Below are 11,877 nucleotides of genomic sequence, written 5' to 3'. Positions count from 1 at the left end.
TTTATTTATTGAAATATGTAAAAAGACTCGTAAAAATACGGGTCTTAAGTGTTATTTTGCATGAATTGTTTTTGCAAGTCTTTCAAGAGCATCAACAGTCCTTACACCAGGTGTAATTTCTGATAGCTTAACTCTTATGAAATTATTGTTCTTAACAGCAGTGATATCTTTTGTTACAGGATTGTCTTTCATTTTTTGAACCTTTTGATCAAAGTCATCTGTGTTTCTAATGCTTACGCCATAGTCAACAACAATAATATATTCTGGATCTTCTTTTACAATTTCTTCCCAGCTTGCCTTATCCCAAGTTTTATCAATGCCCTTGTCAGCAAGAATGTTTTTTGCACCAATAAGTTTTAGAACATTTGTGGTGTATCCTTCATAAACTGTAAATGGGTCTCCGTCTTCTGAGTCATAAATGAAAACTCTTTTTTCTGGTAAGTCCTTTAAACCTTCTTGAACTTTTGTAAGTTTTTCTCTTTGTGCATCAACAAAAGCTTTTGCTTCTTTGTTGTGGTTAAAGATTTTACCATACATCAATAGGTCTTCAAAGTTTGTTTCAAGATTTGCATCTGTTCTCTTCATTGATTCAGGAATGAAAATATTTACATTCTTTTCAATCAAGTTTTTAGCTTCTATCGCTCTCTTGGTAAATGGTACTGGCCAACCTGATGTAAAATCAGGATTTTCAGCCATAAATACTTCTAATGATGGCCACTTTTCGCTTAAAACTTTTACCTTTTCATAATCATCTTTTAAGCTTTCATAAATTTCTTCTTCCAAGAATGCAGTTCCAACCATTTGATCTTTTAGACCAACTGCAAGCATCATTTCTGTTGTTGCTTGTGACATAGAAATCGCCCTTTCAGGAGCATGGTCAATTTTAAATTCAACTTCTGAACCATCAAAATTTTCCTTCCACGAAAGTGGATAAGTGGTTTCATCTTCATCTTGTTTTTCTTCTTGTTTTTCTTCTTGCTTTTCTTCAGCTTTTTGAGTTTCTTCAGCAACTTTTGGTTCTTCAGTTTTTGCTGGCTCAGCTGGCTTTGTACATCCAACAGCTAAAAAGAAAACTGCAAGTAATAAAGCTAATAATCTTTTCATAATTCCTCCTAAAAATAGATTATAAACTCCGGTTCATACAAAATTTTAAAGTCTATATCATAAACTTCTTTTAATAAATCTTTTGTAAGAACATTCCTTGGCTCGCCCTTGGCCAAAATTTCTCCGTGATTTAAAACAATAAGCTCATCACAAAACTTTGCAGCAAGAGAAATATCGTGAATGGATACAATGACCAATTTTTTCAACGATTTTAAAATTTTCATCAATTCGACTTGATATCTAACATCAATATGATTGGTTGGTTCATCGAGCATAATGATATCCGTGTCTTGTGCAAGAGTTTTTGCAAGTATTGCCCTTTGCCTTTCACCGCCAGACAAATTTTTTATAGGCCTGCAAGCAAGGTCTATTATACCAATTAATTGTAAAATTTTCAAAACAATTTCTTCATCTTGACTATTATATGATTCAAATCTTTTTTTATAAGGATATCTTCCCATTATCACAAGTTCTTTAACACTCAAATCATTTTCGATACTATCATTTATTTGATTCATAAAGGCTATATGCCTTGCCATTTCATTATTTGTAAACATTTTTGCCAAGCTTCCATTAATCGTGACCATATCCCGACTTTTAAAACTATTATAAATCGCCTTTAATAAAGTCGATTTGCCACTACCATTTGGACCAATGATTCCATAAATTTTTTGCCCTTCCAGGTCTAAGTTTATGTTTTTTAATATTTTTATTCCATCAATATCAAAATTTAAATTTTTTATCTGTAAACTAGGCATCCTTGTACCCCTTCTTGATCATATAAATAAAAATTGGCGCTCCAACAAAACCAGTGACGACACCTATAGGCAATTCTCGCGGCGCGTATAGGGTCCTTGCAAATATGTCGCATATGACAACAAAAGCCGCACCTGATAAGATCGAATCGATAAACAGTCTCCTATGATTAAAGAAACTAATCTTTTTAATGATATGAGGGACAATCAAGCCAACAAAACCAATAACCCCTACCTCAGATACCAACACTGCAATTGCCATTGAGCTTACTATAACGACCTTTAGTTGAAAGGGCCTTATTTCCAATCCGCTATTTTGTGCCCCATCAAGACCAACAAACAAAAGATCAAGTTCCTTGTGATAAATAAAAACAAAGACAAGCAAGATAATTAAAGCAGCAAAAATATAAATTAAACTTTTGTAATTTGCACCTGTAAGTGATCCCATCATCCAATATGTTGCAGATCTTACTTGGGCTTCATTTTTTGAATTGAAAATAAAAATGGCTGTCATAGCACTAAAAAAACCACTTATACCCATTCCCATAAGAACAAGTCTTATTTGATTTCGATTCCGCCCTTGCAAAAACACAAGCAAAATTGTTGACAAAATAGCTCCCACAAAGGCGCCAATATAAACATTAAATCTTCCCAGCGTACTAAAGAGCCCATATACAATAGTAGAAACAGCTCCGGCACTTGCGCCCGAAGAGATGCCAAGCACATATGAATCAGCAAGTGAATTAGATGTTATAGTTTGCATCAAAAGACCCACACCTGCAAGAATCGCCCCAGTAAGTGCGGCCAATAAAACTCTGGGAATTCTAATTTGTTTTATTATTATACTTGTTTTATCAATATAATCATCGGAGAAAATATTTTTAATATTTTCAATTATATCATTAAAGTCAACTTTAACAGAACCGAAAAATACAGCAATAAAAATCGCCGCCATTAATATAAATAAAAAAAATAAACTCGAATATTTTTTCATTGCCTATTAATTATTTCCTTTTTTAAATCCAAAACCCTGCCCACAGGCACAGACAATTCATCGATGCCGATTTCTATAAAGTAATCGAGTAAGCTAAGATCCGCTCCCGCTGCCCCACAAATGCCAACTTCAATTTTATTTTCGTGGGCCGCAAGAGCCGCCATCTTTATAAGTCTCAAAATCGCCTGGTGGTGGCTGTCCAAGTAGGCTGATAGCCTTGCATTTGTCCTATCGACTGCAAGAGTGTAGGAAGTCAGATCATTGGTCCCGATTGAAAAAAAGTCACATTCCTTGGCAAGCTCATCTGCTATTATACAAGCGGCTGGAGTTTCAATCATAATACCTAGTTCAATATCTCCATAGGCTTTGCTTTCCTTATCAAGTTCACTTTTACATTCTTCTATAAGATTTTTTGTCTGTATAATTTCATCCGCACAAATAATCATAGGCAGTAATATTTTTAATTTGCCATAAACACTCGCACGCAAGAGGGCCTTGAGCTGGGTTTTAAATAAATCTGTTTGGCTCAAGGAAATTCTAATTGCCCTTAAACCCATTTGCGGATTGTCTTCTTTTTCTAAACCCAAATAATCCACTTGCTTGTCGGCACCTATATCCAAAGTCCTAATGGTAACTGGCCTGCCCTTCATGTATTCCAAAGCGTTTTTGTAGGCTTCAAATTGGGTTTCTTCATCAGGGGCATTGTCTTTGCCCAAAAACAAAAACTCTGACCTAAAGAGGCCAATACCTTCTGCCCCATTTTCGTAAGCGTCCTTGGCTTCTTCATCGCTTCCTATATTTGCATAAACAGAAATCCTTTGCCCAGTATGAGTCTTGGCCTCCATATCTCTGTACTTGGACAAATCTTTATTTCTTATTTCATTTTTATTTATTTTTTCCTTGTATTCTTCCAATACTTCATCGCTTGGATCCAAGATAAAAATCCCCTCGCTCCCATCAATAATTGCCAACTTGTTATCGCAGACGACAAAATCATCTATGGCGATAGAAATTACTGCAGGAATTTTTAAATTATTAGCCAGAATTGTCGTATGGCTTGTCACTGATCCATTTATAGTCGCAAGCCCTTTTATTTTTTTAAAATCCATCTCCATGGTCTCAGAAGGATAGAGGTCATCGGCCAGCAGAATATAATCGTCATCAAGGGTCTTGGCTTCCTTGCCTTGCAGGGCCTTTATGAGCCTGGTCATGACGTCTTCTATATCATTGGCCCTCATTCTAAAGTATTCATCGTCCATGGCATAGAAAATTTCTTTTAAATCTTCTTTGGCTTGAAATACTGAATACTCGGCCTTGAAACCTTGGTCAATATAAGAATTAATCGTTCCTATAAGCTCAGGATCTTCCAACATAAGTTGGTGGGCTGTAAAAATTTCTTTTTCATCGCCGCCAATATTTTCTTTTATTTGTTCCAAAGCTTCTGCTGCTTTTTTAAGACCTGCATCAAGACGCTTGTGTTCGACATCAGTATCATCAGTTTTATTTGAATCTATATTTTGCTTTCTATCTATAACATGAATTTTTCCAATGGCGATTCCATCTGATACGCCCCTTGCATTTATCTTTTCCATCTTTCCTTCCCCCTAATATATACGGCTTCAAGATTAAAATCCTCGTCCAAAATTAAAAAGTTTGCAAAATATCCCTCTTCAATTTCGCCCATATCCTTTAAGCCAAGAGTTCTTGCAGGATTTACACTAGCGGCCTTGACCGCCTTTACCCTGTCAACACCCATGGCGATTGCAGTCTGCATGCAGGCAAATAAATTTGTAACTGAACCGGCAATATTTCCCTTGTCAACAATTCTTGCAGTATTGCCCTTTACCTCGACATTTTGTCCGCCCAAATCGTAGACACCATCGCTAAGGCCAGTAGCCCGCATGGAATCAGAAACCAAAATTATTTTATCTCCCATAAGGTCAAAGACCATTCTTACTACGGGTGGATATACATGAACGCCGTCTGCAATTAACTCAATATATTTGGCTCGCTCATAGGCTGCAATTATCGGCCCAGGTGCCCTATGATGGATGCCATTCATGGCATTAAACATATGAGTTAGATGAGAAAATCCATTATCAAAAGCTTCTATTGCAGTATCGTAATCACAATCTGTGTGTGCAATACTAATTATATAATCATCTTTCAGTTCTCTGGCAAATTCCATAGCCCCTTCATTTTCTGGAGCCATGCTAATTATTTTTAAAAGGCCACCAGATAAATTATCCAATCTCTTAGTCATTTCTACATTTGCCTTTGAAATATATTTTGGATTTTGTGCACCAATTTTACTTTCTGCAATAAAAGGCCCTTCCATGTGGATGCCCACAAGATTTGCATAGGAATTATCGTAGGCCCCTAAGCAGGCGAAAATACCAGATAAAATATTTTCACTAAAAGTCATGGTCGTCGGAACAAATTGTGTTATCCCATTTTCCATCATATACTTGGCAAAGGTATTTATGGATTCGATCTTGCCGTCACAAGAATCTGCATTCATAGCCCCGTGGGTGTGAATGTCTGTAAGGCCAGGGATAACATATTTGCCCTTTATGCTTATACAATCTTCACTTGTAAAATCTCCAAAGGACTTAAATTTTTCATTTCCAATTTCAAAATCTATCCTTTGAAATTTATCTTTATAAAAAACGCTTGCGCCGCAAAATTTCATAAGAGCCTCCTTTTAAATAAATTATAACATAAGGATTAAAAATATAAAACTATTTTCTTTTAAATTGTTTATCGCTGTGGTATAATATAATTGACTACTTAATTACTTAATAAGGAGGTTTATTTATGAAGTATTTACAAAAACTTGGCCGCTCTTTGATGCAACCAGTTGCAGTTCTTCCAGTAGCGGCAATCTTATTCGGCATTGGCTATGCCATTGACCCTTCAGGCTGGGGCACAGGAAGCCCTGTAGCTGCATTTTTAATTAAATCCGGCGGCGCAATTATAGATAATCTACCAATAATTTTTGCAGTAGGTGTTGCCTACGGTATGAGTAAGGACTCGAATGGTGCAGCAGCACTTTCAGGCTTGGTCGCCTTTCTAGTTGTCACTACGCTTTTAAGCGAAGGTACAATTACAATGCTAAGAAGTGGACAAGCCCCACTTGATACAGAAGGATTTGGTAAAATCAACAACGTATTTATCGGTATCCTATCAGGTGTAGTTGCATCTGCAGTTTACAATAAGTTCTCCGGCAAAAAATTACCGGACGCTCTGGCATTTTTCTCAGGCCGCAGAATGACTCCGATCATTACATCTTTTGCAATGATCCTTGTATCAGCAATTCTCTACTTTGTATGGCCAGCCATCTACTCAGCCCTAGTTGCATTTGGTAAGTGGATGATTGGACTTGGACCTTGGGGAGCAGGTATTTATGGTTTCTTCAATAGATTATTAATTCCAACCGGTCTCCACCATGCCCTTAACTCAGTTTTCTGGTTTGATATTGCAGGTATAAACGACATCCACAACTTCCTAGGCGGAGCAGAGAAATTGGCAAGCGGAGAAGCAATTGTCGGTGTCACAGGTATGTACCAAGCAGGTTTCTTCCCAATTATGATGTTCGGTCTACCAGGTGCAGCCCTTGCTATGATTAAAACAGCAAGGCCAGAACGCAAAAAAGCTGTCAAATCAATTATGATGGCAGGAATTTTAGCAACTGTTGTAACAGGACTTACAGAGCCAATCGAATTCTCATTTATGTTCTTGGCTCCAGGCCTATATTTAATCCACGCTCTATTAACCGGTATATCTCTAATCATTGCAGCCTTCCTTAAGGCAACAGCAGGCTTTGGATTCTCAGCAGGTTTAATCGACTATATGCTCAGCTTAAAAAACCCAGTTGCAAACAAGCCATGGATTCTACTCATAATCGGTGTAGCAGCCTTCTTTATCTACTACTTCCTCTTTAAATTCTTAATTGAAAAATTCAATCTAAAGACACCTGGCCGTGAAGATGAGCCAAATGAAAAGGAAGGAAAAACTTTTGATGAAAACACAGACTTTACTCAAATGGCAAAGACAATCCTTGCAGGTATTGGCGGCAAAGAAAATATTGACACCCTCCACTACTGCATAACCAGACTTAGATTTGAAGTAAAAGACGAAACAAAAGTAAATGAAAAACAAATCACATCATCAGGCATATCAGGTATAATAAGACCATCACAAAAATCTGTTCAAGTAGTCGTTGGACCTCAAGTTCAATTTGTCTATGATGAAATTATGAAAATAGTTGGTGAAATCTAGTGGCTTTATTTAAAAAGAAAATAAAACTCACATCACCCATGACAGGAGAGCTTGTAGACATAAGTCAAACTTCTGATCCAGTCTTTTCAGGCAAAATGGTTGGAGATGGTGTAACTATAATCCCCACAGACGGAGATGTCCTCGCTCCAATCGACGGCAAAATTATTCAAATGTTTGACACTGGCCACGCCCTGGCAATTGAATCAAATGGTGTACAAGTTCTAATTCACATAGGCCTTGATACAGTTGAATTAAATGGCCAAGGCTTTACAAAAATTGCCCACGAAGGCCAAGAAGTAAAACAAGGCGACTTGCTTATAAAAGTTGACCTTGAAAAAATAAAGGCCCTTGGCAAATCTACAGAGAGCCCAATGGTTATTGTAGAGGCGGCAGGCAAAAGTTTAAATAAAAAACTTGGGACTGCGATTAAGGGACAGACGGTGGCAATTGAATTAAAATAAGCAAATAAAAATTCCAGGTCCAGCCTGGAATTTTTTTGTCTTAAATTTCGTTTTTGCTCTTCTTTTTTAATTGCTTTTTATTTTTCAATCTTAGATGCTTTTCATTTCTTTTGGCTATTTATTTTTATTTGCTAAAGACGTTTGATCTTTATTTGCAAAGAGCTTTTTATCTTTCTTTGATGATTTCCTCTCTATTTTTTTGCGAGTTTATTTTTGTTTTTATTTGCTTATTTATTTTAAATATCTGTTTTAATATTTTTTTATTTTATCTCAATCCTATATACATCTCCAATATAAATTGGCAAAGAGCTTTCAGGCTCTGTGTGCTCAATTTCACCGCCAAAGTAAACTTCAACAGACTTTCCTTCAAGACCTTCAGTAGAAAGAAATTCGTCTTTCTCATGTCTTAAATTATCAACGGGTAAGGCTATCGGCTTGGTCAAAATTTTTTTAAAGTAAAATTCATCGTCTATTTCAGTCGCTTGGACCATGATTGAGTCTTCTTCCACACTTATTACTTTGCCTGTAAAATGACCCACCCATTTAGGGATTTCCTCTTCATTATCTTTAAGGTTAATATCTTTAAAGAGCATCCACTTGTTATCAATTTCTACATTTATATAACCATCTTCCCAGTATTGGTATTCATAGCCCTTACCAAAATTTGATTCATCATCTATCTCAGGTTCTTTTGTGCTCTCAACAGATGTCTCAATCTCACCATCTGCGGTCCCGCATTTAACCATAGCATTTTCATAGCCAGTGTTTTTATAAATTATTCCCTTAACCTTAACCATAGGAGGAAGGACGCTCTCAACTATATCCTCATCATTATCATCGTCAGTCTTTTCTTCTGTTGAAATTGCCGATTCATTTTTTTCTGTACTAGTAGGCGCATTTTCTTTTTCATCTGTGTTTGCCTTCTTACAAGACAGTGATAAAATCATCAGTCCTGCCAAGAAAATTAAAAAATATTTTTTCATCTATAATACCTCCTTTATATACATATAAAGATTCTAAAAATCTGATTTATTTTTCTACTTATATTATAAAATATTATTTTTACAATTACAAGTTTTTTCAAGGCAAATAAAAAAGCGGCATAAAAGCCGCATTTTCTTGGCGGAGAGAGTGGGATTCGAACCCACGTGCGTTTGCACGCAAACTGATTTCGAGTCAGCCCCGTTACGACCTCTTCGGTACCTCTCCTTATTTATTTTTCCTTAAATCCCTCAGCTGGCTAAAAAAATCTGTCAGCATTTGGCTGGCCTCCTCTTGCAAAAGTCCTGCCTCCACTTGCATTTTGTGGTTGCTGCAAGCAGAATCTATGAGGCCTAAATTGGATTTTACCGCCCCACGCCTATCGTCCAAGGCTGCAATCACAAGGCGATTTAACCTGGCTTCAATAATTGCACCAGTGCACATTACACAGGGTTCAAGGGTTGTATACAAAGTACAGTCAGGCAGGCGATAGTTCTTTAATTTCTTGCAGGCTTTTTTAATTGCAAGCACTTCGGCGTGAGCAGTCGGATCATTTTTACTCCTCACAGCATTTTTTGCACTCGCAATTATTTCCCCGTCCCTGGCAACAATTGCTGCAATTGGGATTTCTCCCTGGGCTCCTGCTTTCTTTGCAAGGGCAATGGCCTTTTTCATAATTTCCAGGTCATCATATTTTTTTATTTTACAATAATCATCGCCCTTTGTCAAACTACTCTTCGCCTTCCTCTGTATCCTTATTTTCTTCTTTTTCTTCGTCTTTCTTGTTGTCGTCCTTTAAAAACTTGCCAATCAAATCCAAATTTTTCTTTTCAACATCATTTAATAAGTCATCTGTGTAATTAGGATTTTTTACATACCAGGTCTTTTCTTCAAAATACTTTTGAGTCTCCCTGTCCTTAAAGACAAAACCATGACGAGCATATATCTCATCCCTGATTAATTTTATTTGCCCGATTTCAGTATCCTTTAAAAAAGCCTCAGTCAAAAGTTCGCTATCAGTATTTTTTAAATAAGCGCTTGGCAGATTATACTCTTTGATTTCATCTTCGCTTGTGTCCTCATAAGAATTTTCTTCCTGGTCCTTTGAGTCCACGGTTTGAATTTTAATCTCTTCCTCTTTTTTGCCTGCCTGATCTATTTCGCTGGCGTCTTTTAATATAGACTCCTCCTCTTTGGCCGTATCCTTACTAATGGGGTCCCTGGAAAGTAAATAATATAAGGCCCCTGCCGCAAGTAAAATTCCAATTATAAAAATTATTAGCCACTTATTAATAGGCCTTCTCTTGGAATCGGTCGTGTAATATGGAGGAGGTATTGGAGAAAGTCTCATTTTATCACCTCATACTTGCCATTTATATCTTCAATTGTCCTGGATGAAGATACCAACATATATTTCATAAAATTTTCTATTCGTGAATCCATCTTATATCTTGCATTTTCAAAAGACTCTTGGGCTAATTTCAAATAATAATAAGAGCTAGCCGTCATCTGAGCCCCCAGAGCAAAGGACATAAAGATATCTCTTGCCCTATCTATACCGCCCGATGCGATTACAAAGAGCCCTGAATCCTTGGCATTTAAAATGGATTCCGAAGTTGGGACCTGTGGATAATAAATATCCGCAAAATCATCTGTTAATTCATATTTTAAAATCGACATATTTCTGGCAATTTCTATCTTAGAAAAATCTGTGCCCCCAGCTCCTGAAATATCCAGATTATACACACCTAGTTCTTTTAATATGCGGACACTTTCTTTGGTGAAACCCTGGCCAACTGCTTTGACAATTAAGTTTTTTCCAAAATATTTTGCTGCCTCCTCAATATTTTTTCTTTCGTTTTTAAAAGAAGTGTCGCCAGCAAATTGAAAACATTCCTGCATAGTGTTTAAGTGGATTGACACGTAGGGTGTATTTAATTTATCAGAAACTTTTTTTAAATCGTCAAGAGAGTTTCTGGCAGATAAATTTGCAATAACAAAATCATAATTTAAAAATGGCTCAAAACCCAAGAAATTGTTTTCCTTAATATAGGGATTCAAAGACCCCGTCATTATTGGAGCCTTGAGATATTTTGCCATGGTGACTAACCTCTTGTTAATCTTCTTGGCTAGTTCAGTCCCCCCAGTCATTGCATTTATATAATTGGGAAATTCCAAAGTCCTTCCCAAAAATTCCACGCTCAAGTCCAAGTCATCATAAGACAAATCGCAGGGTTCAATGGTTTTAATTCTGTAATTTTTAAAATCACCTCTACGGTCTAGCCTAAGGCTATAGTAGAGGTGAGCGTTTTTCCTACTGAGCATTCATGTAGTCTCCAAAATTTTCTTTTAGTAAATCCTTTGTATTATTTTCATAATAAATCCAAAAGCTTTCTCCTGCAACATACTTTCCTTCTCCAGGAATCATTGACATTTCAAGATTATTCATATCAACCTTTGGTAGGCTTACAATGGCTTCTAAAATTTGCTTTTCGCCAAAATTTGTCCTTAGGTTTGATTTAATACTTGTGAAAATCTTTGGCAATCTGCCAATATTTTTAAGACTTAAAGCTTGGTCCATGACTACTTTGAGAAACTCTTGTTGCCTATCGATTCTATCAATATCACTGGTGTTTCCCCTGTATCTTAGAACTTTTACAGCGTCTTTACCGTCAATGTGTTGCATACCAGCCTTGATATTAATTACCAGTGGCGGTTTGTCAGTTGGGTCTGTATAAATTAAATCGTATGGGACGTTATAATCAACACCACCAATAGCGTCAACGAAATTTTCAACCAGGGTGTAGTCAACTTTTACATAATAGTCAACATTTATACCAAAGTTATCTTGTATAGTTTTGAGCAAAAGATTTGGCCCACCAAAAGAGTGAGCTGCGTTAATTTTGGTCAGTCCATGGCCAGGAATATTCACACGAGTATCGCGTGGAATATTTACCATGCGAACTTCACCAGTTTTAAAATTAACTTTTGTAAGTATAATTGTATCGGACCTGTAGCCCTTTGATACATCTATATCGTGAGAGTCAGTTCCAAACATGACAAATATAAATTCATCATCTATCATTTGTTCTGGCTCAGGCTCTGGTTCAGGTTCTTCTTCATTTCCCTTATTATTATCATCATCGCCCTTGTTTTCATCTACGATATTGGTCTCTCCCTTAGACTTATCCTTGGAAAAGAGATTTTCGTAAGGGTTCTTGGCCCCCTTAACAATAGCAAAGAGATAGAAAGCCAAAAATACAACAAAAGCTAAGGTAAATGCTTGCTTAAATTTTTTCAT

At 36.5% G+C, this 11,877-nt stretch carries 12 protein-coding genes and 1 tRNA gene; 2 read left to right on the top strand and 11 right to left on the bottom strand.

Going from position 1 to position 11,877, the window contains the following annotated elements:
* Positions 1 to 51: 51 nt before the first annotated feature.
* From CUU59_RS02035 to nagA, 5 genes are read right to left on the bottom strand one after another with little or no spacing between them, the layout of a single operon-like run.
* A complete protein-coding gene (locus CUU59_RS02035; RefSeq protein ID WP_075573888.1) occupies positions 52 to 1,104 on the bottom strand; it encodes an ABC transporter substrate-binding protein in 1,053 nt (350 codons plus the stop codon).
* Positions 1,105 to 1,112: 8 nt separating this feature from the next.
* Positions 1,113 to 1,862, bottom strand: a complete 750-nt coding sequence (locus CUU59_RS02030; protein WP_099950348.1) for an ABC transporter ATP-binding protein — start codon at positions 1,860 to 1,862, stop codon at positions 1,113 to 1,115.
* The gene (locus CUU59_RS02025) at positions 1,855 to 2,853 is read right to left on the bottom strand and encodes a FecCD family ABC transporter permease (RefSeq protein WP_099950347.1); all 999 of its coding nucleotides are present in this window, start codon (positions 2,851 to 2,853) and stop codon (positions 1,855 to 1,857) included. The genes CUU59_RS02030 and CUU59_RS02025 overlap by 8 nt, the downstream gene beginning before the upstream one ends.
* Entirely contained in the window at positions 2,850 to 4,445 is a 1,596-nt protein-coding gene (ptsP, locus tag CUU59_RS02020; RefSeq protein ID WP_099950346.1) for a phosphoenolpyruvate--protein phosphotransferase, read from the bottom strand. Before ptsP ends, CUU59_RS02025 begins: the two co-directional genes overlap by 4 nt.
* Complete coding sequence (gene nagA, locus CUU59_RS02015) at positions 4,433 to 5,545, bottom strand: N-acetylglucosamine-6-phosphate deacetylase (protein WP_099950345.1); 1,113 nt, start codon at positions 5,543 to 5,545, stop codon at positions 4,433 to 4,435. Before nagA ends, ptsP begins: the two co-directional genes overlap by 13 nt.
* Before the next feature lie 125 nt (positions 5,546 to 5,670).
* Here nagA and nagE point away from each other — a divergent pair, with 125 nt between their 5' ends.
* Entirely contained in the window at positions 5,671 to 7,134 is a 1,464-nt protein-coding gene (gene nagE, locus CUU59_RS02010; protein WP_099950344.1) for an N-acetylglucosamine-specific PTS transporter subunit IIBC, read from the top strand.
* Positions 7,134 to 7,595, top strand: a complete 462-nt coding sequence (locus CUU59_RS02005; RefSeq protein WP_099950343.1) for a PTS sugar transporter subunit IIA — start codon at positions 7,134 to 7,136, stop codon at positions 7,593 to 7,595. The genes nagE and CUU59_RS02005 overlap by 1 nt, the downstream gene beginning before the upstream one ends.
* Positions 7,596 to 7,855: 260 nt before the next feature.
* Here the strand turns inward: CUU59_RS02005 and CUU59_RS02000 are convergent, their stop codons facing one another.
* From CUU59_RS02000 to CUU59_RS01975, 6 genes are all read right to left on the bottom strand, one after another.
* A complete protein-coding gene (locus CUU59_RS02000) occupies positions 7,856 to 8,578 on the bottom strand; it encodes a hypothetical protein (protein ID WP_099950342.1) in 723 nt (240 codons plus the stop codon).
* Between the two features lie 137 nt (positions 8,579 to 8,715).
* A tRNA-Ser gene (locus CUU59_RS01995) sits at positions 8,716 to 8,804 on the bottom strand.
* Entirely contained in the window at positions 8,805 to 9,305 is a 501-nt protein-coding gene (gene tadA, locus CUU59_RS01990; protein WP_281254422.1) for a tRNA adenosine(34) deaminase TadA, read from the bottom strand.
* 1 nt (position 9,306) lies between these two features.
* Complete coding sequence (locus CUU59_RS01985; protein ID WP_099950341.1) at positions 9,307 to 9,927, bottom strand: YARHG domain-containing protein; 621 nt, start codon at positions 9,925 to 9,927, stop codon at positions 9,307 to 9,309.
* The gene (locus CUU59_RS01980) at positions 9,924 to 10,901 is read right to left on the bottom strand and encodes a beta/alpha barrel domain-containing protein (RefSeq protein WP_099950340.1); all 978 of its coding nucleotides are present in this window, start codon (positions 10,899 to 10,901) and stop codon (positions 9,924 to 9,926) included. Before CUU59_RS01980 ends, CUU59_RS01985 begins: the two co-directional genes overlap by 4 nt.
* On the bottom strand, positions 10,891 to 11,877 hold the full coding sequence (locus tag CUU59_RS01975) for an LCP family protein (RefSeq protein ID WP_099950339.1): 987 nt from the start codon (positions 11,875 to 11,877) through the stop codon (positions 10,891 to 10,893). Before CUU59_RS01975 ends, CUU59_RS01980 begins: the two co-directional genes overlap by 11 nt.

Source organism: Ezakiella peruensis, from assembly GCF_900215725.1.
Lineage (GTDB): Bacteria > Bacillota > Clostridia > Tissierellales > Peptoniphilaceae > Ezakiella > Ezakiella peruensis.
This window is presented reverse-complemented; position numbering and strand designations above follow the sequence as displayed.

Excerpts from the sequence above, each read along its gene's own strand:
- CUU59_RS01985 (WP_099950341.1), bottom strand. The coding sequence starts at position 9,927 with ATGAGACTTTCTCCAATACCTCCTCCATATTACACGACCGATTCCAAG.
- CUU59_RS02035 (WP_075573888.1), bottom strand. The coding sequence starts at position 1,104 with ATGAAAAGATTATTAGCTTTATTACTTGCAGTTTTCTTTTTAGCTGTT.
- CUU59_RS01975 (WP_099950339.1), bottom strand. The coding sequence starts at position 11,877 with ATGAAAAAATTTAAGCAAGCATTTACCTTAGCTTTTGTTGTATTTTTG.
- nagE (WP_099950344.1), top strand. The coding sequence starts at position 5,671 with ATGAAGTATTTACAAAAACTTGGCCGCTCTTTGATGCAACCAGTTGCA.
- CUU59_RS01980 (WP_099950340.1), bottom strand. The coding sequence starts at position 10,901 with ATGCTCAGTAGGAAAAACGCTCACCTCTACTATAGCCTTAGGCTAGAC.
- CUU59_RS02000 (WP_099950342.1), bottom strand. The coding sequence starts at position 8,578 with ATGAAAAAATATTTTTTAATTTTCTTGGCAGGACTGATGATTTTATCA.
- CUU59_RS02030 (WP_099950348.1), bottom strand. The coding sequence starts at position 1,862 with ATGCCTAGTTTACAGATAAAAAATTTAAATTTTGATATTGATGGAATA.
- CUU59_RS02025 (WP_099950347.1), bottom strand. The coding sequence starts at position 2,853 with ATGAAAAAATATTCGAGTTTATTTTTTTTATTTATATTAATGGCGGCG.
- nagA (WP_099950345.1), bottom strand. The coding sequence starts at position 5,545 with ATGAAATTTTGCGGCGCAAGCGTTTTTTATAAAGATAAATTTCAAAGG.
- ptsP (WP_099950346.1), bottom strand. The coding sequence starts at position 4,445 with ATGGAAAAGATAAATGCAAGGGGCGTATCAGATGGAATCGCCATTGGA.